The following is a 20,448-nucleotide window of genomic DNA, read 5'->3' on the forward strand; positions in this document are numbered from 1 at the left end:
CGCTCAGAGGGCTCCCTTGCGGGTGAGGTGGTTGAAGGCCAGCCAGCCCGGCAGGACCGGCAGCCACAGGGTCAGCAGCCGGAACAGCAGGACGGCCGGCGCGGCGACCTCCTTGGGCAGGCCCACGGCGATCAGGCCGACGGTGAGGGTCGCCTCGACCGCGCCCACGCCGCCGGGGGTGGGCGCAGCGGAACCGAGCGCGTTGCCCGCGAGGAAGACGACGGCGACGCTGGCGATGCTCAGCGACACCGAACCGTCCCCGAAGGCGCGGATGGAGGCGTCCAGGCACATCACGAAGCAGGCGGTGAGCAGCAGCATGCCGCCGATGCCGGTGACGAGCTTCTGGGGCCGCTGGAGCACGTCGAGCATGCGCGGGACGACACCGGCGAACAGCGACCTCACGCGCGTGACGACGAATTTCCGCAGGAACGGCACCGAGGTGACCACGAGGACCAGGACGGCCACGGTCAGCAGGCCCGCGATGACCGTGCGGGACGGCGACAGCGACGGCGTCTTCTCGGTGCCGGTCAGATAGCCGAAGGACAGCAGCATCAGGATGTGGCAGCCGAGCCCGAACAGCTGCGAGGCGCCGACGCTCGCCACCGCGAGCCCCGGACGTACGCCGGCGCGCTGGAGGAAGCGCGTGTTGAGGGCCACCCCGCCGACGGCGGCCGGTGCCACGATCTTCACGAACGACCCGGCGACCTGCGCCGCCACCGTCCGCGGGAACGGGACCCGCTCCGGTACGAATCCCAGCAGCGCCATCGCCGCGGCGACGTAGCTGAGCGCCGAGAACAGCACCGCGGCGGCCACCCAGCCCCACTGGGCCTGCGCGAACAGCGTGGCGAACTGGATGTGGGTCAGCTGCGTCAGCAGGTAGTACGCGCCGATCGCGCCGGCGATGAAGCTGATCAGTGTGCGCGGCCGGACGCGCTCCAGGCGGGCCGGTTCCACGGGCGCCTGGGGTCTGATGCGCAGCACCTGGTGCCGGATCTGGGTGAGCAGGTCCTCCTCGCGGGCCTCCTCGATGGCCTCGTCGATGGCCCTTTTCTCCGCCCGCTGCTCGGCGCGTACGGCCTTCTTGTCGGGTTTCCCGGCAGCCGGCCCGGCCGTTTCGGACGCCTCTTCCAGACGGCCCGGTTTGGCTTGCCGCGAGGCTTCGAGCACCGCTTCGCGCTCGCGCTGGGCCCGCTCGCGGGCCAGCCTGCGCAACGTCGCGCGCGTGGAGCGCGTCAGGGCGATCGGCTGGAGCATCGGCAGGCAGTCGGCGACCGCGTCCGGCCCGAGCACGCCGACCGCCGAGGCCACGGCCCGTTCGGCGCCGACCCGCAGGCCGAGCGTGGTGACCAGCTGGGCGACGTCCATCCGCAGCAGCAGTTCCCCGGCCGCGATCTCGCCGCCGCGCAGTTCGGTGAGGATCACCTTGCCGGAACGATCCACCAGGATCGCGTCTCCGGCCAGCCTGCGGTGCGCGATGCGCCGGGACTGCAGCGCCCGCACCTGGTGCCAGGTGTTGCGCAGCAGCTCGTCGGTGATCTCCTCGTCGCCCAGGGAGTCCAGGGTGCGGCCCCCGGTGTGCTCGTAGACGAGCATCACGGCGTCGGGACCGAGTTCCGAGGTGGCGATCAGCTTCGGCGCGTTGGCGCCCGCCGCGATCGCCGCGTACGCCAGCAGCGCCTCCTGCTCCAGCGCCTGGCGCAGCGACTGGAGGCTGGAACGGGTGGCGAAGCCGCGCAGGGTCAGATTGCGCCACGCGCGGTAGAAGAAGCCCTGTGCCTGCTGTTCCCGGTCGACGACCGTGACGTCCAGCGGCGGGCCGTCCTCCAGGGTGACGAAATAGCGCCGGCCCCGGTCGCCGCTCTCGGAGTCCGAGGCGTCCTCCCGGGAGGCGCTGACGGGGTGGAAGCCGACGTGCCTGAGGCCCGCCATCAGCGTCTGGCCGGTGGGGCGGACGTTGGGAGAACCGACCGCGTAGAGGGTGCCGTAGGCCACGGACCAGCCGATCAGCACCGTCAGGATGATCGAGAAGGGGGTCGTGTAGCCGGTGACCAGCATCGAGAACGCGTCGAGCAGCAGGACGATCCACAGCACCGCGCGCCATCTGGGTCTGCGCGACATGCCGACGGCCGACATGTAGGCGATCACGGGGGCCAGATAGCCGTGCACCGGGTCGGTCAGGGCGTGGATGTCGCCCGGCGAGGGCTGGGTGAGCGCCTCCTGGATCGAGTCCGGGGCGGCCCGGGCGACCCACAGGTCGGTGGCGAGCGTCACCCCGTGGGCCAGGACGGCGGCCAGGACGCCGTCGGCGATGCGCAGCCCGTCCCGTTTGATCAGCCGCTCGATGGCGAAGGCGACCGGCACCAGCAGGATCGCGATGCTGGAGGCCAGCCCCGCGATCTTGATCAGCAGGTCCGGGGCCTGGCCGGTGCCCTTGTTGATGTCCTGTTCGAGGCCCGAGGTGGTGCCGTGCGCGAACGCGGCGATCGCGAGGAGCACCACGATGGCCAGGATGCCCGCCAGGAGCCGCATGAGGTCGGAGGGGCGGTGCACGCGCGCGGGGAGCAGCGGTTCGTCGACGGCCACCCGCTCGGCGTGCGGGTCGTCGTCGTACGGCAGGGCGCCCGGGGGCGTGTGCCCGGCGCCCGGCGTCCGCCCGGGAGCCGCGCCGCCGCCACGCGCGCGCGTGAGAGAGCTGAGGGAGCTCTCACCGGCGGTGTCCTCGGCGGTGTCCTCCGGGGGGTTCTCGTCCTCACGTACGGCGTCGTTCTCGCGCGGACCGGTGCCCTCCCGCCGCGCGCCGGCGCCAGGCTCGCCCGTGCGGGCGGTGTCCGGGTGCACGGAGGCGTCAGGGGTGCCCGCCGCTTCATCGGGGTGCGCGCCCTGCTCGTCCATGTTCTCTTCTTGGTCTCGTATCACCAGTCACCGCCCGCACGATGGTGGCATGCCCCACCGACACACCGGGGCATCAGGGTGCGGATGCGCGGGCGCACAGTCTGCCGGAAGCGCCGCCCGGCGGTGCGAGCGCCGGTCGTGCCGCCCCCCGCCGGGATGCCGGCGCGGTGCGGCAGGATGGGATGGATGAGCGAGCAGAGCCCTCCCGAAGACGCCCACGACGGGTACCCGGCGGACGCGCTGCCCGATTACGCCGAGCGGGTCCTGGAGGTCGCCGAGCGGATCCCGCCCGGCCGGGTCATGACCTACGGCGACGTGGCCGAGTGGCTGGAGGAGGGTGGCCCGCGCCAGGTCGGCCGCGTGATGGCCCTCTACGGGGGCGCCGTTGCGTGGTGGCGGGTCGTACGCGCCGACGGCGTGCTGCTGCCCGGACACGAGCTGCGCGCGCTGGCCCGCTACCGCGCGGAGGGCACCCCGCTGAAGCAGGCGGGCAGGACCACGCAGGGCCATCTCCCGCGGCTCGACATGCGACGGGCCCGCTGGGACGGCGGCGCGGACGCGGAGGGTCACATCTGACAGCTTCCGCCATCGGCGGCCGCCAGGGCAGACCCGTGGTCCGTCCGGGTGACATCGGGGACGTCCGTGGCATGCCGTACGTTCGTGAGGGGTGGGACACGCGTGGCCCCGGCGCCCCGCGGGATGAACCGGAAGCCCTGCTTCCGACCGGAGCGGCGGCGTACCGTCGGCGGCACGTGTCCCCCTCACCCCGCGGTCACCGCCTCGCGCGCCTGACCGCCCACCCGCCAGCACAACCACCAGGACCGGCCGATCACGTGAGCTCCTCTTCGTCCACCAGGCGCCTGTCGCACCCCTCGGTGCGACAGGGGAGACGTGGCGCCTACCGACTGGTCCGTACCCCGCCGCCCGTCGCGGATCCCCCTCGTCTGGACGCGGCGCAGCGCGCCGTGGTTGACCACCGCGGCGGGCCGCTGCTCGTCCTCGCCGGTCCCGGCACCGGCAAGACCACCACCCTCGTGGAGTCCGTGGCCGCCCGGATCGCCCGGGGCGGCGATCCCGCGCGGATCCTGGTGCTGACGTTCAGCCGCAAGGCCGCCGTCGACCTGCGCGACCGTATGGCCCTGCGCATGGGCGCCGCCCGCGCGCCCAGGGCGACCACGTTCCACTCGTACTGCTACGCCCTGGTCCGCGCCCACCAGGACAGCGACCGGTTCACCACGCCGCTGCGGCTGCTGTCCGGCCCCGAGCAGGACGTCGCCGTCCGCGAGCTGCTCGCCGGCCAGCCGGAACTGGAGCGGCTCGGCCTCACCCATGTGCGCTGGCCGGACGAACTGCGCGCCTGCCTGACCACGCGCGGCTTCGCCGACGAGGTCCGCGCCGTCCTCGCCCGCACCCGCGAGCTGGGCCTGGGCCCGGAGGCCCTGGACGCCTTCGCGGACCGCCTCGGCCGCCCCGACTGGCGGGCCGCCGCCGCGTTCCTCGCCGAGTACCTGGACACCCTCGACCTCCAGGGCGTGATCGACTACGCGGAACTGGTCCACCGCGCGGTCCTGCTCGCCCGGCACCCGGAGACCGCCGCCCGGCTCGCGGCCCAGTACGACGCCGTGTACGTCGACGAGTACCAGGACACCGACCCCGCGCAGGTCCGGCTCCTGCACGCCCTGGCCGGACAGGGGCGCACCCTGGTGGCGTTCGGCGACCCCGACCAGTCGATCTACGCCTTCAGGGGCGCCGACGTGAACGGCATCCTCGACTTCCCGGCCGCCTTCCCGCGCGCCGACGGCCGCCCCGCCCCCGTCGAGGTGCTGCGCACCGCCCGCCGCTCGGGCGCCGCCCTGCTGGCCGCGACCCGTCTGATCACCCGGCGGATGCCGCTGACCCGGCTGCCCGCCGACAAGGTCCGCGCCCACCGCGATCCGGCCCCCGTACGGGAGGGCGGCCGGGTCGAGGTCCACACCTGTCCGACGGCCGGCGCCGAACTGGACAACATCGCCGACATCCTGCGCCGTGCGCACCTGGAGGACGGCGTCCCCTGGAGCGGCATGGCCGTCCTGGTACGCGCCGGCTCCCGCACCCTGCCGAACCTCCGCCGCGCCCTCACCGCGGCCGGTGTCCCCGTGGACATCGACGGCGACGACCTGCCGCTGCGGCACGAGCCGGCGGTGGCACCGCTGCTCACGGCCCTGCGCGCGGTCGCCACGGCGGCGGCGCGACAGCGGGCGGCGGAGCCGGCCGATGGCACGGAGGAGGGCGGTGGCACGGAAGAGGGCGGTCGGAGCGCCCGCGCCGAGGAGGCCGGCCCGTCCGCCGGGGCAGCCGTCACGGACACCGGCGGCCGGACCACCGGCGCCGTCGAACCGGCGGCGGACACCCTCTGGCTGGACACCGAGACCGCCCTCACCCTGCTCGCCTCCCCGCTCGGCGGCATGGACGCGGCCGATCTGCGCCGCCTCGGGCGGGCCCTGCGCGAGGAGGAGCGCGCCGCCGGGAACCCGCTGCCGCCCCCCTCCGACGAGCTGCTCACGCGGGCGCTCGCCGAGCCCGAGCGCCTGGCCGTGCACGACCCGGCGTACGCGCGCGGCGCGCAGCGACTCGGGGCGCTGCTGCGCAAGGCCCGCGAGCGCCTCGCGGGCGGCGGCACCGCCGAGGAGGCGCTCTGGGACCTGTGGGACGGCACACCGTGGCCCGCGCGCCTGGAGCGGGCCGCCCGGCGCGGCGGCGCGGCCGGCCGCAACGCCGACCGCGACCTGGACGCCGTCTGCGCGCTGTTCGCCACCGCCGCGCGCGCGGAGGAGCGCACCGGCGGCCGGGGCGCCCTGAACTTCCTGGCCGAGATCGAGGCCGAGGACATCGCCGCCGACACGCTCACGCGCCGCGCGGTCCGCCCCGACGCCGTCCGCGTGATGACCGCGCACCGCTCCAAGGGCCTGGAGTGGCGGCTGGTCGTCGTCGCCGGCGTCCAAGAGGGCCTGTGGCCGGACCTGCGGCGCCGCGGCTCGCTGCTGGAGGCCGACCGCATCGGCCGCGACGGCCTCGCCGAGCCGCTGCCCCCGGGCGCGCTGCTCGCAGAGGAACGACGGCTGTTCTACGTCGCCGCCACGCGCGCGCGTGACCGCCTCGTCGTCACCGCCGTGAAGGCTCCGGCCGACGACGGCGACCAGCCGTCCCGGTTCCTGAACGAGCTGGGCGTCGAGCCCAGGGACGTCACCGGGCGCCCCCGCCGTCCGCTGTCCGTCGCCGCGCTCGTCGCCGAGCTGCGCGCCACCACGGTCGACCCGCGCGCGTCGGCCGTACTGCGCGAGGCCGCCGCCCGCCGGCTGGCCCGGCTCGCCGCGCTCGCCGACGAGGACGGCCGTCCGCTGGTGCCGTCCGCGCACCCCTACCGCTGGTGGGGCATGTACGAGCCGACCGAGAGCAAGGTGCCGCTGCGCCACCGGGACCAGCCCGTGGTGCTCTCCGGCAGCGCCCTCGACCAGCTCGCCAACACCTGCGCGCTCCAGTGGTTCCTCGGTCGCGAGGTGAAGGCCGACGCCCCCGCCACCACCGCGCAGGGCTTCGGCAACGTCGTGCACGTCCTCGCCGACGAGGTCGCCTCCGGCCGTACCCCCGCCGACCTCGACGTCCTCATGGAACGCCTGGACTCGGTGTGGAACGCGCTCGCCTTCGACGCCCCCTGGAAGTCGCGGCAGGAGAAGGACAACGCGCGCGTGGCGCTCGAGCGCTTCCTGAACTGGCATGTGCTGGACCGGGCCGGCCGCACGCCGGTGGCCAGCGAGCAGGACTTCGACGTGACCCTCGAAGCGGGCGACTACCAGGTCCGCATCCGCGGCCAGATGGACCGCGTGGAGAAGGACGCCGCGGGCCGGGCCTACGTCGTCGACTTCAAGACCGGCAAGCAGGCGCCCACCACGCGTGAGGTGGAGCGCCATCCCCAGCTCGCCGTCTACCAGCTCGCCCTCCGGGAAGGCGCCGTCGACACCGCCTTCGACGGCATCCGTCCCGAGCCGGGCGGCGCCGAACTGGTCCACCTCCGCCAGGGCGCCGCCAAGCGCGACGGGGGCGACGGCCTGCCGAAGGTCCAGAGCCAGGAACCGACGGCACAGGAGTGGGTCGGCGAGCTGCTGGCCACCGCCGCCGGCAAGGTCCTGGACGAGCGGTTCACGCCCAGCGCCGGGCAGCACTGCACGCACTGCGCCTTCCGCGCCTCGTGCAGCGCGCGGCCGGAGGGCCGGCATGTCGTGGAGTGAGCGCCCGCGGCAGGCGTGACCTACCCCACCAACCGTGCTGACCTGCGCTTCTTCCATTCCGCAGGTCTGGTCCGCGCCCGATTGTCAGTGCCCCCGGCTAGCCTCTTTCGACATGTCCGCCCGTATCACCGATCCCGAGCAGCTCAAGGAGCTCCTCGGCATCCCGTTCACCCCGGAGCAGACGGCCTGCATCACCGCGCCGCCCGCCCCGCAGGTGATCGTGGCCGGCGCCGGGTCGGGCAAGACCACCGTGATGGCGGCCCGTGTGGTCTGGCTGGTCGGCACCGGACAGGTCGCCCCCGAACAGGTCCTCGGCCTGACCTTCACCAACAAGGCCGCTGGCGAGCTCGCCGAACGCGTCCGCAAGGCGCTGGTCAAGGCCGGCATCACCGACCCGGAGGCCCTTCCGCCACCCGGCCGCCACTCCTCGACGACAGCGCCGGGCGCCGACACCCCCTGGCCGGACCCCGGCAACCCGCCGGGCGAGCCCGTCATCTCGACGTACCACGCCTTCGCCGGCCGCCTGCTCACCGACCACGGCCTGCGCATCGGCCTGGAACCCAGCTCCCGGCTGCTGGCCGACGCCACCCGCTACCAGCTCGCCGCGCGCGTGCTGCGCGAGGCCCCGGGTCCGTACCCGGCGCTGACCCGCTCCTTCGCCGACCTGGTCAGCGACCTGCTGGCGCTCGACTCCGAACTCGCCGAACACCTCGTCGACCCCGCGGAACTGCGCACCTGGGACGCCGGCCTGCTGCGCACCCTGGAGGGTGCCAAGCTCACCAACGCCGATCTGCGCAAGGTCCCGGAGGCGGCCGCGGCCCGCCGGGAACTCGCCGACCTCGTCCAGCGCTACCGAGCGGAGAAGCGAAGGCGGGACCTGCTCGACTTCGGCGACCAGATCGCCCTGTCGGCCCGCCTCGCCGGCATCCCCGAGGTGGGCCGCCTGCTGCGCGAGGAGTTCCGCGTCGTCCTCCTGGACGAGTACCAGGACACCTCCGTGGCCCAGCGCGTCCTCCTGGCCGGCCTGTTCGGCGGCGGCACCGGCCACCCGGTGACCGCCGTCGGCGACCCCTGCCAGGCCATCTACGGCTGGCGCGGCGCCTCCGTCGCCAACCTGGACGACTTCCCCGAGCACTTCCCGGGCGCCGACGGCCGTCCCGCCGCCCGGCAGGCGCTCAGCGAGAACCGCCGCAGCGGTGGGCGCCTGCTCCACCTCGCCAACGGCCTCGCCGCCCCCCTGCGCGCCCTGCACGCCGGCGTGGAGGCCCTCCGCCCGGCCCCCGGCGCCGAGTACGACGGCACGGTCCGCTGCGCCCTGCTGCCCACCCACGCCGAGGAGATCGACTGGATCGCCGACTCCCTCGCCCACCTCGTGCGCACCGGCACGCCACCCGGCGAGATCGCTGTCCTGTGCCGGACCGCCACCGACTTCGCCGAGATCCAGGGCGCCCTGGTCGCCCGGGACATCCCCGTCGAGGTGGTCGGCCTGTCCGGGCTGCTGCATCTGCCCGAGATCGCCGACCTCGTCGCCGTCTGCGAAGTCCTCCAGGACCCCGGGGCCAACGCCGCCCTGGTCCGCCTGCTGACCGGACCGCGCTGGCGCATCGGCCCCCGCGACCTCGCCCTGCTGGGCCGCCGGGCCCGCCTGCTGGTCGCCCACGCGCGCGTGGACGCCGGCGACGACCCGGAGCGCCGGCTCGCGGCGGCCGTCGAGGGCGTCGACCCGGCCGAGGTGATATCGCTCGCCGACGCCCTGGACACCTTCCTGGAGACGCCGGTCGAGGGCGACGGTGACGACGACGGGCTGCCGTTCTCGCCGGACGCGCGCGTGCGCTTCGCCCGCCTCGCCGCCGAACTGCGCGACCTGCGCCGTTCGCTGTCCGACCCGCTGATGGACGTCCTGCACCGCGTCCTCGCCGTCACCGGCCTCGAAGTGGAGCTGTCGGCGTCCCCGCACGCGCTGGCCGCGCGCCGCCGCGAGACCCTGTCCAACTTCCTGGACGTCGCCGCCTCCTTCGCCGCGAGCGACGGCGAGGCGACCCTGCTGGCCTTCCTCGGCTTCCTGCGCACCGCCGCCCAGTACGAGAAGGGGCTCGACAACGCCCTGCCCGGCGGCGAGAACACCGTCAAGGTGCTCACGGCCCACAAGTCCAAGGGCCTGGAGTGGGACGTCGTGGCCGTCCCCGGGCTCGTCACCGGCACCTTCCCCAGCGCCCAGGGCCGCGAGAAGTGGACCGCCCAGGCCAAGGTGGTGCCGCACGCCCTGCGCGGCGACAGCGACACCCTGCCCGATGTCGACAGCTGGGACGCGCGCGGCATGAAGGCCTTCCACGAGGCCATGAAGGAGCACCAGCACACCGAGGAACTGCGCCTCGGCTACGTCACCTTCACGCGCCCCCGCTCGCTCCTGCTCGGCTCCGGCCACTGGTGGGGGCCCAGCCAGAAGAAGAGGCGCGGCCCCTCCGGCTTCCTCCAGGCCCTGTACGACCACTGCGCCGCCGGGTACGGCGAGATCGAGGCGTGGGCGGAGGAGCCCGCCGAGGACGCGGAGAACCCGGCCCTGCACACGGTGGACGCGGACCAGGTCTGGCCGCTCCCGCTGGACGCCGGCGCGCTGGCCCGCCGCCGTGCCGCCGCCGAGACCGTCCTCGCCCACCTGGACGCCCTCGCCGGCCGCCCCGAGGGCCCCGGCCCGGCCCTGCACGACCCCGCCGGCGACGAACACCCCGACTGGCCCGCACCCCCGGACGACGAGCCGTACGACGACCTGTACGGCGATCCGTACGACGAGGAGCCCTACGAAGGCCCCTATGACGAGGAGCCTTACGAAGGCCCCTACGACGACCCGCACGGCGCCGATCCGTACGCGGACGTCCGCCGCGACGAGGAGGACCTGCCACCTCACGGCCAGGAGCCCGGCGAGGCGCCCCACGACGAGCGGCACGACGGCGGGACGGGCGAGGCGCCCCCGGCCGCCACCCTCTCCCGGGCCGTGGCCAGTGAGCCCGCCCCCGAGGGCCCCGTAGGCCTGGTCCCCCACCAGGCGTCCGCCCCGCCGGACGGACCCCGGCCCGTCACCGGTCCGACCCCCGAGGAGGCCCGCACCATCGCCTCCTGGGACCGTGACCTCGACGCGCTCACCGGGGAACTGCTGCGCGCGCGGCAGGCCGTCACCGACGTCCCCCTGCCCGCCACGCTCACCGCGTCCCAGCTCCTGCTGCTGGCGGAGGACCCCGACGCGCTCGCCCAGGAACTGGCGCGCCCCATGCCGCGCCCCCCGCAGCCGGCCGCGCGCCGGGGCACGCGGTTCCACGCCTGGGTGGAGACCCGCTTCGAGGAACTGACCCTGCCCTTTCTGGAACCGGACGAGCTGCCCGGCGGCGACGCCGAGATCGCCGACGAACACGACCTCGAAGCCCTGAAGGAAGCCTTCGAACGCACCGAGTACGCCCGGCGCACGCCGTACCGGGTGGAGGCGCCCTTCCAGATCACCCTCGCCGGCCGGGTGGTCCGGGGCCGCATCGACGCCGTCTACAGAAACGGGGACGGCGACGAGGCGACGTACGAGATTGTCGACTGGAAGACCGGCCGCACCCGCACCGCCGACCCGCTCCAGCTCGCCGTGTACCGCCTCGGCTGGGCCGAGCAGCAGGGCGTCCCGCCCGAGTCGGTCACGGCCGCCTTCCTGTATGTGCGCACCGGCGAGGTCGTACGCCCCGAGGGCCTGCCCGACCGGGCCGCGCTGGAGCGGCTGCTCACGGGTGAGACGCAGAGCACACGGGAGGCGAGCTGAGTGTGACGAACCGCCCGCCCAGGTTGTCGGTGCGGGCCGATAGGCTCGGATGCATGAGCCAGACCCCGGACAGCGCCGTCCGCGCGTACATCGAGCAGCACCGCGCCACGTTCCTCGACGACCTCGCCGCGTGGCTGCGCATCCCCTCCGTGTCGGCCCAGCCCGACCACGCGCCCGACGTACGGCGCAGCGCCGACTGGCTCGCCGCCCAGCTCGAAGACACCGGCTTCCCCACCACCGAGGTCTGGCAGACCCCCGGCGCCCCCGCCGTCTTCGCCGAGTGGCCCTCGGGCGACCCGGAGGCACCCACGGTCCTGGTCTACGGCCATCACGATGTCCAGCCCGCCGCCCGTGAGGACGGCTGGGACAGCGACCCCTTCGAGCCGGTCGTGCGCGGCAACCGCCTGTACGCGCGCGGGGCCGCCGACGACAAGGGCCAGGTGTTCTTCCACACACTCGGCGTCCGCGCCCACCTGGCCGCCACCGGCCGGACCGCGCCGGCCGTCAACCTCAAGCTGCTGATCGAGGGCGAGGAGGAGTCCGGCTCCCCGCACTTCCGGGCGCTGGTCGAGGAGCGGGCCGGCCGGCTCGCCGCGGATGCCGTGATCGTCTCCGACACCGGCATGTGGGCCGAGGACACCCCGACCGTGTGCACCGGCATGCGCGGCCTGGCCGAGTGCGAGATCCGGCTGTACGGCCCGGACCAGGACATCCACTCCGGCTCCTTCGGCGGTGCCGTGCCCAACCCGGCCACCGCCGCCGCCCGCCTGGTCGCCGCCCTGCACGACGAGCACGGACGCGTCGCGGTACCGGGGTTCTACGACGGCGTCGTGGAGCTGACCGACCGCGAGCGCGAGCTGTTCGCCGAGCTGCCCTTCGACGAGGAGCGCTGGCTGCGCACGGCCAAGTCGCGGGCCACCCACGGCGAGGCCGGATACACCACCCTCGAGCGCGTCTGGGCCCGTCCCACCGCCGAGGTCAACGGCATCGGCGGCGGCTACCAGGGCCCCGGCAGCAAGACGATCATCCCCTCCACGGCCATGGTCAAGCTGTCGTTCCGGCTGGTCGCCGGCCAGGACCGCGACCACATAGAGAAGGCGGTCCGCGCCTGGGCCGCCGAGCAGGTACCCGCCGGGATCCGGTGCGAGACCGACTTCGGCTCGGCCACGCGCCCGTGCCTGACCCCGCTCGACCACCCGGCGCTGCGGTCCGTGGTCCGCGCCATGGGCCGCGCCTTCGAGAAGCCGGTCCGCTTCACCCGCGAGGGCGGCTCCGGGCCCGCCGCCGACCTCCAGGAAGTGCTCGGCGCGCCGGTGCTCTTCCTGGGCATCTCCGTCCCGTCCGACGGCTGGCACGCGCCCAACGAGAAGGTCGAGCTGGACCTCCTCCTCAAGGGCGTCGAGACGAGTGCCTACCTGTGGGACGACCTGGCCCGGAACTGGCGCACCGCACCCTGACCGGCCGGCGCCGTACGGAAGGGCACCGCGCGCGGGGCACACTGGAAGGACCGCCCCGCCCGCCCCGCCCGCGCCCGACCCGGTGCCCTCCCGCCCACGTCCCGCCGAACCGCCCGCCGAAAACCGTTGTACTGGGGGAGTTGGAAGCACACGTGACCACCTGGACCGACCACACAGCCGACCGACCCATCTCGCTGACCGCCCCGAGCGGCATCGACCGCGCCGCCCACCACCGGCTGGACGAGGCCTGGCTCGCGGCTGCGTGGAGCCACCCCACGACCCGCTGTTTCGTGGTCTCCGGCGGCCAGGTGCTCATCGACGAGACGCCGGACGGCCGGACCGAACTCGTCATGACGCCGTCCTTCGAGGCGCCGCTCACCGAGGCGCACCGCTACTTCCTCGGCATCGACGAGGAGGGCGTCAGCTACTTCGCGCTGCAGAAGGACTCGCTGCCCGGCCGGATCGACCAGTCCGCGCGCCCGGCCGGACTGCGCGAGGCCGGGCTGCTGCTGTCTGCGCGCGACGCCGGCCTCATGGTGCACGCCGTGGGTCTGGAGAACTGGCAGCGCACCCACCGCTTCTGCTCCCGCTGCGGTGAGCGCACGGTCATCGCGGCGGCCGGCCACATCCGCCGCTGCCAGGCCTGCGGCGCCGAGCACTACCCGCGTACCGACCCGGCCGTGATCATGGCGGTGACGGACGAGGAGGACCGCATCCTGCTCGGCCGGCAGGTCCACTGGCCCGAGGGCCGCTTCTCCACGCTCGCCGGGTTCGTGGAGCCCGGCGAGTCCATCGAGCAGGCGGTGCGCCGCGAGGTGTCCGAGGAGGTCGGCGTCACCGTCGGCCCGGTCGAGTACGTCGCCAGCCAGCCCTGGCCCTTCCCGTCCAGCCTGATGCTCGGCTTCATGGCGCGCGCCACGTCCACCGAGATCGACGTCGACGGCGACGAGATCCACGAGGCGCGCTGGTTCTCCCGCGAGGAACTGCACGAGGCCTTCGAGTCCGGCGAGGTGCTGCCGCCCTACGGCATCTCCATCGCGGCCCGGCTGATCGAGATGTGGTACGGCAAGCCGCTGCCGACCCGCAGCTTCGTGTGACACGAGAAGGGCGGCCCCGGAAACAACCGGGACCGCCCTTCTCGTCGCGCACCGCGGAGGGTCACACGGAGAGCTTCTGCTTCACCTGGGCCAGCGACGGGTTCGTCAGCGTGGTGCCGTCCGGGAAGAGCACGGTCGGGACCGTCTGGTTGCCGCCGTTCGCCTTCTCCACGAAAGCGGCGGACTCGGGGTCCTGCTCGATGTTGATCTCGCTGTACGCGATGCCCTCCCGGTCCAGCTGACTCTTCAGCCGCCGGCAGTAGCCACACCACGTCGTGCTGTACATCGTCACAGTGCCCTGCATGTCTCTCGCTCTCCTCGCACGGCTCGGGAAATCTCGTCCTGCAGGAGAACACGAGGGACAAGGCGCTCATTCCCGGGCGGGGTATACCCGGGCTGCTTCAGCACGCCGCCCGCGGCGTGTCCGATGCCTGAGCGTGTCCCGTGTGATGCCTGCCGCATCAGTACGACGATCAGCCTGTAATCAGTACGACCGCGAGTCCCCGCCTGTGGACAACGTGCACAGCCGTCGCGGGCGACCTGGCAGCATGGCGGTGTGACAGCAGCAACGCATTCCACCCTCTTCCCGCGGGTGCCGGAGTCGGCCGACGCGGTGCTCGAAGGGCTCGACCCGGAGCAGCGCGAGGTGGCCACCGCCCTGCACGGTCCGGTGTGCGTGCTGGCCGGAGCGGGCACGGGCAAGACCCGGGCGATCACCCACCGCATCGCCTACGGGGTGCGCGCCGGCATCCTGCAGCCGTCCAGCGTGCTCGCCGTCACCTTCACCAACCGGGCCGCCGGAGAGATGCGCGGCCGGCTGCGCCAGCTCGGCGCCCAGGGCGTCCAGGCGCGTACGTTCCACTCCGCCGCGCTGCGCCAGCTCCAGTACTTCTGGCCGAAAGCGATCGGTGGCTCCATGCCCCGGCTGGTGGACCGCAAGATCCAGCTGGTGGCCGACGCCGCCGCGTCCCTGGGCACCCGCCTCGACCGGAACGAGCTGCGGGACGTGACCGCCGAGATCGAATGGTCCAAGGTCACCCAGACCGTCCCCGCCGACTATCCGTACGCGGCCGCGAAGGCCGGCCGTGAGACCCCCCGCGACCCGGCCGAGATCGCCCACCTCTACGCCGCCTACGAGGATCTGAAGCGCGACCGCACGGTGATCGACTTCGAGGACGTCCTGCTGCTGACCGTCGCCGTCCTCCAGGACCGGCACGACATCGCCGAACAGGTCCGCGCGCAGTACCAGCACTTCGTCGTGGACGAGTACCAGGACGTCAGCCCCCTCCAGCAGCGGCTGCTGGACCTGTGGCTCGGCGACCGGGACAACCTGTGCGTCGTCGGCGACGCCAGTCAGACGATCTATTCGTTCACGGGAGCAACCCCGGACCATCTGCTCGACTTCCGCGTCCGGCACCCCGGCGCCACGGTCGTGAAGCTGGTCCGTGACTACCGCTCGACCCCCCAAGTGGTGCGCCTCGCCAATGGCCTGCTCGCCCAGGCCCGGGGCCGCGCCGCCGAACACCGGCTGGAACTCGTCTCCCAGCGCCCCCCGGGACCCGATCCCGTCTACACCGAATACACCGACGAGCCCGCCGAGGCCGAGGGCGCCGCGCGGCGCATCCGCGAGCTGATCGACGCGGGCGTCCCCGCCGCCGGGATCGCCGTGCTGTTCCGCACGAACTCCCAGTCCGAGACCTACGAGCAGGCGCTCGCCGACGCCGGTGTCCCCTATCAGCTGCGCGGGGCCGAGCGCTTCTTCGACCGGCCCGAGATCCGCAAGGCCGGCGTCGCCCTGCGCGGCGCGGCCCGCTTCGGCGGCAACGACTCCCTGCTGGACGACGTCGTGGACCTGCCCTCCCAGGTGCGGGCGGTGCTGTCCGGCGAGGGCTGGACCAGCGAGCCGCCGGCCGGCTCCGGGGCCGTCCGGGAGCGCTGGGAGTCCCTGGCCGCCCTGGTCGGCCTCGCCCACGACCTCGCCGCCGCCCGCCCCACGGCCACCCTCGCCGACTTCGTGGCCGAACTGGACGAGCGGGCGAACGCCCAGCACGCCCCGACCGTCCAGGGCGTCACCCTCGCCTCACTGCACGCCGCCAAGGGCCTGGAGTGGGACGTCGTCTTCCTGGTCGGCGTCGCCGAGGGCATGCTGCCCATCACCTACGCCCGCACCGACGAGCAGATCGAGGAGGAGCGCCGGCTGCTCTACGTCGGCGTCACCCGCGCCCGGGAGCGCCTCCATGTCTCCTGGGCCCTGTCCCGCTCGCCCGGCGGACGCCCCAACCGCAGACCGAGCCGCTTCCTGGACGGGCTGCGCCCCGGCACCACCCCCACCGTCGGACACACCGGCGGCGGCACGGGCGGCGGAGTCGAGCGCGGATTCACCACGGGTCCCCTCGCCGTCCCGCGGCGCACCCAGCGCACCCCCGCCCGCTGCCGGGTGTGCGGACGCACGCTCACCGACGCGGGCGAGATGAAGCTGATGCGCTGCGAGGACTGCCCCTCGGACATGGACGAAGGACTCTACGAGCGGCTGCGCGAGTGGCGGGCGGTCCAGGCCGAGCGGAGCGGCCAGCCGGACTTCTGCGTCTTCACGGACCGGACACTCATGGCCATCGCGGAAACGTGCCCGGAGACCTCCGCCGAACTCGCCCGCATCCCCGGTGTCCTCAGCCGCAAGCTGCGCAGCTACGGCGCCGACGTTCTGGCCATCTGTGCAGGTCAGGAGCCTGGTGAGGCCGGAGGGGACGACTGATGGGAACTCGTCGAAAAAATAGTTTGCGCATGCCCCGGCAATCCCCATAGGTTCTAGGCACGGAAGCAGCGGCCTTCTCGAAGGCCCCGGTTCCGTGTTGTACTTGCACATCCGAGCGGACTGGTTCACCCCGGTCCCCAAGACGCCGAGAGGAGGCGAGTCCAGTGATCAGCATCAACTTCAGCACCATCAGCACGGCCAAACTGACCGATCGCTCGACCGTCTCCACGTGCATGCTCGGCGCCCCGGACCAGGGCACCGGTCTGTCCGGCATCCGTGCCGTGCGTCCGGCGTCCTCCCCTGCCCTCGCGGTTCTTCCTGTCCGCGAGCGCAATGAGCGACCGACCAAGGCACTGGAAGCGGTAGCGGCACAGGCGCACGCCTATGCCTTTGCGGCGGCCGGTGCCGGATTCATGAAGCAGACGACGCAGCACCACCTGATGTGGGCCTTCCGTGGGCCAGAACCCTGGAGTGATCCAGCCTGATCATCGATCAGGCCGGCGCCTTCAGGGCCGCGGAACCCCATCCGGGATCCGCGGCCCTTCTGTTTGTCCCGAACGGGACGGCGGAGCGAAGGGGCCTCGGGACAAGAAAAGAACCCGGTACCAAGCCGACACCCGGTCAACCGGCCGGACCAACAGACGAGGAAGAACCCATCGTGCAACTCGAAGCGCACGCCCCGTCCGTACCGCCTTCGCAAACGATCCCCCCGCCCGGCCTCACGGAGGACTCCGCCTTGACCCCCCTCACCGCGCTCACCGCGCTCGACGACGCCATCGAGAACCTCGGCGTAGCCGTGCCCTGCCGCTCCTACGACCCGGAGGTCTTCTTCGCCGAGTCGCCCGCGGACGTGGAGTACGCCAAGTCCCTGTGCCGCACCTGCCCGCTGATGGAGGCATGCCTCGCCGGTGCCAAGGAGCGGCGCGAGCCCTGGGGTGTCTGGGGTGGCGAGCTGTTCGTCCAGGGGGTCGTCGTCGCCCGGAAGCGGCCGCGTGGCCGCCCGCGGAAGAACCCGGTCACAGCATGAACACCGCAGGAACGATCGATCGCCCCCTCACGCACGACCCCAAGAAGCAGGCCCCGATGAAGCCGTCCGCCAGCGAGCCCGCCGGCTCCGCGACCCCAGACTCCACCATCACCGGCGCCACCGAAGCGCGCCAGAACAGGAACCGTGAGATGCAACTCATGCAAGAAGCCCTGGCTCGTGCGCATATGCACGACCGGCTTCATGACGCCGTACGGGAACGCCGGGCCATGCGCCTGGCGGTCGCCCAGCGGATGCAGCGCCGGGCCGAGCGTGCCTCGCTGCGCGCGCGCCGCGCGCTCGCCATGGCCGTCATGCAGTAGTCGGCACACCTGAGCAGCGGTGGCCTCCCGGACCCGGGAGGCGAAGCTTCCCCGCGGGGGCCGGTCCGGCCGAACGGACCGGCCCCCGCGGCACGTCGCGCCCCCGGCGAGAAGTTCTCCCGGACTTCGGAGCGCGGGCTCACGCCCCCGCCGCGGACTCCTCCTCGTCCCCATCGGTGTCGTCAGGGTCGGCCCCGGCCGCGCCGGACGCGAAGCCCGGCAGCCATTCCTCCAGCTCGTCCCGCAACCGGACCGTGGCACCCAGCTGGCACAGGACCCCGATGGTGCTGAGCGTCACCCGGTGTATCAGCAGATAGGCCGGAGGCAGGTTGAGCCGCTTGCCGAGCTGGTAGGCGGGGGAGCGCGGGTCGGCGATCCGGGCGGCCTGGCCGCGCATCCAGGAACGGGTGAAGGTGAACGAGTCCACCCGGGCCGGCTCGATGATCGGCAGCAGATAGTCCAGGACCGCTTCCGGGTCCAGCTCGATGGTCTCCTTGACGAACCCTTCCGCGCAGAGCAGTTCGTAGACCGTCTCCGCCTGCCCGTCCAGGGTCATCCGCAGGGAGACGCCGATCGGGGCCGGCAGGCCGCCGGGGAGCCGGTCGACCGTGCCGAAGTCCAGGACGCCGAGGCGCCAGTCGTCCTCCCCGCCCGGCCCGCCGGGCAGCAGCCGGAAGTTGCCCGGATGCGGATCGGCGTGCAGCAGGCCGGTACGCGCCGGGCCGGAGAACAGGAAGCGGGCCAGGAGCTGACCGGCCCGGTCGCGCTGCTCCTCGGTGCCGTCCGCGATGATCTCCGACAGCGGGACGCCGTCGATCCACTCGGTCACCAGGACCTGCTCGCACTGGTGCACCACCGCCGGGACCACCACGTCGGGGTCGTCCGCGAACTCCTCGGCGTGCGCGGCCTGGGCCTCGGCCTCCAGGCCGTAGTCCAGCTCCTCGGAGACCCGGTCCCGCAACTCCGCGATCAGCGGCTTGATGTCCATGCCCGGGATGAGCGGACCCAACAGGCGGGCGAACCGGCTCAGTTGGCCGAGATCGGAGAGGAGCGCCTCACCGGCGCCCGGGTACTGCACCTTGACCGCGACCTCGCGGCCGTCGTGCCACACCGCCCGGTGCACCTGGCCGATCGAGGCCGCGGCGGCCGGCTTGTCCTCGAACTCCTCGAACAGCTCCCGCCAGTGAGCGCCCAGCCGCTCCTCGAGCACCGAGTGCACCGTGCGGGTCGGCATGGGCGGAGCCGCCTCCTGGAGCTTGGTCAGGGCCGCCCGGTAGGGGCCGGCGACCTCCTCCGGCAGCGCCGACTCGAAGACGGACAGGGCCTGCCCGAACTTCATCGCGCCGCCTTTCAGCTCGCCGAGCACCTTGAAAAGCTGCTCCGCCGTGCGCTGTTGCAGCTCGCGGCCGACCAGCTCCGCGGACTCGCCCACGATCCGCTTGCCCAGCCCCCAGGTCGCCCGCCCGGCGAAGCCGAGCGGGAGCGCGGCGAGCTTGGCGGTACGGGTGACCGCCTTCCGGGGAAGATCAGACATGCGCCCTCCAGGTCCCAGTCGGCCGTGCCGCGCCTGCTTCGCTTCGTCGCTCCGTCGACGGCCGTTGCACCGCCATTGTCTCGCGCTGCTCCCCGTCGGTTGAGGAGCGCTCCCGTTTCCTTCTCGTCGCCGCCCCGCAGCCGCACTCCGGATGCGGCCGGACCGGGCGGGCGTGCCAGTCGAGGCCGGGCAGGCGGACCTCCCAGCGGGTGCCCGCGCCGGCCGGTGACCGCCCGTCGAGGAAGGCCAGGGCGTGCGCCGCCGCGAGGCCGGCCACCGTCGTGGCCAGGGCCAGATCGCAGGCCGCGACCCGGCGGACCCGGCCGGAGCGCCACTGGGTGACCAGGCGGGGCCAGGCCGGGTCCCGGTCCCGGCGGTCCCGGTCCAGGCAGCCGGCACAGCCCGACTCGCCGGGCAGGACCAGCGGCCCGACGACGCCCGTGCCCTCCACCACACCGGCGTACAGATGGGGCGTGCCGGAGGCCAGGAGCGGTTCGGCGGCGTAAGGGTCCGGGGCGTGCACGGCGATGTCCTCCCGGGGCGCGAGGATCACCAGGGAGAAGCCCGGATCTCCGGCGCCCGACCCCGGGCGATGGGCATGGCGCGGCGGGCGGCCGGGTGCGGCGCGGCGGACGGCGGCCCGCGCCGCCGCGTCCCGGCGGTCACCGAGCGACTCGGCGGTGAGCCCGCCGGGTGCCAGGTCCCACGGCTCGACGCGGCCCCCGTCGTGCACGTCGACCTCGCCGACGCCGGCGCCCGCCAGCACCGACGCCAGCAGGGCGCCGACCCGGCCCGCGCCCCGCACCCGCACCCTCAGCGCGCGCCGGGCGGCGAGCCGGGCCGGTGCGGCGCCCGGCTCGGGGGTGACGAGGGACAGCGAGGCCAGGTCGGGGCGCAGCCGGTCGAGGACGTCCGTCGTCTCCCGCAGCGCGGCCGCGGCCGGGCCGCCGCCGCGGGCGTCGTCGACGAGGCCGGCCCGGGCCAGTCGGGTCACCAGGGTGTCGACCCGGGCGGCCGGCACGCCCGCACGGCGGCCCTCCTCGCGCAGCGAGGCCAGCCCGCGAGTGCCGTCGAGCAGCTTCAGCAAGCCCTCGGTCGCCGGGTCCACCGGGCCCAGCGTCACCGCGTGGGCCGGGGTCATCCCGAACTGCACAGTGCCGCGGTCGCGCCAGCCGCGCCGCAGTGCGGGCTTCACCATCGGATGCATGCCAGACCCCCGTACCCATCGAAAAGTCCCAGAGCGGAACGAGCGGGAAAGAAACGACTGCCAGCATGCCCGGACCGGCCGCCGGGTGCCGAAAGTTATCCACA

The 20,448-nt window shown here is 73.8% G+C and carries 13 protein-coding genes; 9 read left to right on the forward strand and 4 right to left on the reverse strand.

Translation table 11 applies throughout. The features are described from left to right. Positions 1-3: 3 nt before the first annotated feature. Positions 4-2,892 (reverse strand): lysylphosphatidylglycerol synthase domain-containing protein, encoded by a 2,889-nt coding sequence (locus AB0E62_RS19530; RefSeq protein ID WP_362194808.1) that lies wholly within the window; start codon positions 2,890-2,892, stop codon positions 4-6. Positions 2,893-3,078: 186 nt separating this feature from the next. On the opposite strand from AB0E62_RS19530, the gene AB0E62_RS19535 reads away from it, so the two are divergent. From AB0E62_RS19535 to nudC, 5 genes are all read left to right on the forward strand, one after another. Beyond that, positions 3,079-3,468 (forward strand): MGMT family protein, encoded by a 390-nt coding sequence (locus tag AB0E62_RS19535; protein ID WP_362194811.1) that lies wholly within the window; start codon positions 3,079-3,081, stop codon positions 3,466-3,468. A gap of 257 nt (positions 3,469-3,725) precedes the next feature. Next, positions 3,726-7,157 carry an ATP-dependent DNA helicase gene (locus AB0E62_RS19540; protein ID WP_362194814.1) on the forward strand — a complete coding sequence of 1,144 codons (3,432 nt, stop codon included), beginning with the start codon at positions 3,726-3,728 and terminating at the stop codon, positions 7,155-7,157. A gap of 112 nt (positions 7,158-7,269) precedes the next feature. Continuing rightward, positions 7,270-10,950, forward strand: coding sequence for a UvrD-helicase domain-containing protein (locus AB0E62_RS19545; protein WP_362194817.1), 3,681 nt, complete (start codon positions 7,270-7,272; stop codon positions 10,948-10,950). 53 nt (positions 10,951-11,003) lie between these two features. After that, entirely contained in the window at positions 11,004-12,407 is a 1,404-nt protein-coding gene (locus AB0E62_RS19550) for a dipeptidase (protein WP_362194820.1), read from the forward strand. Between the two features lie 152 nt (positions 12,408-12,559). After that, positions 12,560-13,504 (forward strand): NAD(+) diphosphatase, encoded by a 945-nt coding sequence (nudC, locus tag AB0E62_RS19555; RefSeq protein WP_362194823.1) that lies wholly within the window; start codon positions 12,560-12,562, stop codon positions 13,502-13,504. 61 nt (positions 13,505-13,565) lie between these two features. On the opposite strand, the gene AB0E62_RS19560 is transcribed toward nudC, so the two are convergent. Beyond that, positions 13,566-13,808 (reverse strand): mycoredoxin, encoded by a 243-nt coding sequence (locus AB0E62_RS19560; protein ID WP_362194826.1) that lies wholly within the window; start codon positions 13,806-13,808, stop codon positions 13,566-13,568. A gap of 252 nt (positions 13,809-14,060) precedes the next feature. Between AB0E62_RS19560 and AB0E62_RS19565 the strand changes: the two genes are divergently transcribed. The 4 genes from AB0E62_RS19565 to AB0E62_RS19580 all read left to right on the forward strand — a co-directional run bounded on the left by AB0E62_RS19565 (position 14,061) and on the right by AB0E62_RS19580 (position 17,603). Continuing rightward, complete coding sequence (locus AB0E62_RS19565; RefSeq protein WP_362194829.1) at positions 14,061-16,256, forward strand: ATP-dependent DNA helicase UvrD2; 2,196 nt, start codon at positions 14,061-14,063, stop codon at positions 16,254-16,256. Between the two features lie 164 nt (positions 16,257-16,420). Next, on the forward strand, positions 16,421-16,741 hold the full coding sequence (locus AB0E62_RS19570) for a hypothetical protein (protein WP_362194832.1): 321 nt from the start codon (positions 16,421-16,423) through the stop codon (positions 16,739-16,741). A gap of 173 nt (positions 16,742-16,914) precedes the next feature. Next, a complete protein-coding gene (locus tag AB0E62_RS19575) occupies positions 16,915-17,283 on the forward strand; it encodes a WhiB family transcriptional regulator (protein ID WP_362194835.1) in 369 nt (122 codons plus the stop codon). Beyond that, positions 17,280-17,603 (forward strand): hypothetical protein, encoded by a 324-nt coding sequence (locus tag AB0E62_RS19580; RefSeq protein ID WP_362194838.1) that lies wholly within the window; start codon positions 17,280-17,282, stop codon positions 17,601-17,603. Before AB0E62_RS19575 ends, AB0E62_RS19580 begins: the two co-directional genes overlap by 4 nt. Positions 17,604-17,742: 139 nt before the next feature. Here the strand turns inward: AB0E62_RS19580 and AB0E62_RS19585 are convergent, their stop codons facing one another. Both AB0E62_RS19585 and AB0E62_RS19590 read right to left on the reverse strand, forming a co-directional pair. Beyond that, the gene (locus AB0E62_RS19585) at positions 17,743-19,137 is read right to left on the reverse strand and encodes an AarF/ABC1/UbiB kinase family protein (protein WP_362194841.1); all 1,395 of its coding nucleotides are present in this window, start codon (positions 19,135-19,137) and stop codon (positions 17,743-17,745) included. After that, positions 19,130-20,344: a TOMM precursor leader peptide-binding protein gene (locus tag AB0E62_RS19590; protein WP_362194844.1), complete on the reverse strand. Its 1,215-nt coding sequence runs from the start codon at positions 20,342-20,344 to the stop codon at positions 19,130-19,132. The genes AB0E62_RS19585 and AB0E62_RS19590 overlap by 8 nt, the downstream gene beginning before the upstream one ends. Between the last annotated feature and the right edge of the window lie 104 nt (positions 20,345-20,448).

The organism is Streptomyces sp. NPDC038707 (assembly GCF_040636485.1).
Lineage (GTDB): Bacteria > Actinomycetota > Actinomycetes > Streptomycetales > Streptomycetaceae > Streptomyces.

Bases quoted from the DNA above. Each gene is read 5' to 3' on its own strand.
- AB0E62_RS19530 (WP_362194808.1), bottom strand. From the start codon at position 2,892: ATGGACGAGCAGGGCGCGCACCCCGATGAAGCGGCGGGCACCCCTGAC.
- AB0E62_RS19545 (WP_362194817.1), top strand. From the start codon at position 7,270: ATGTCCGCCCGTATCACCGATCCCGAGCAGCTCAAGGAGCTCCTCGGC.
- AB0E62_RS19550 (WP_362194820.1), top strand. From the start codon at position 11,004: ATGAGCCAGACCCCGGACAGCGCCGTCCGCGCGTACATCGAGCAGCAC.
- AB0E62_RS19580 (WP_362194838.1), top strand. From the start codon at position 17,280: ATGAACACCGCAGGAACGATCGATCGCCCCCTCACGCACGACCCCAAG.
- AB0E62_RS19590 (WP_362194844.1), bottom strand. From the start codon at position 20,344: ATGCATCCGATGGTGAAGCCCGCACTGCGGCGCGGCTGGCGCGACCGC.
- AB0E62_RS19585 (WP_362194841.1), bottom strand. From the start codon at position 19,137: ATGTCTGATCTTCCCCGGAAGGCGGTCACCCGTACCGCCAAGCTCGCC.
- AB0E62_RS19560 (WP_362194826.1), bottom strand. From the start codon at position 13,808: ATGCAGGGCACTGTGACGATGTACAGCACGACGTGGTGTGGCTACTGC.
- AB0E62_RS19535 (WP_362194811.1), top strand. From the start codon at position 3,079: ATGAGCGAGCAGAGCCCTCCCGAAGACGCCCACGACGGGTACCCGGCG.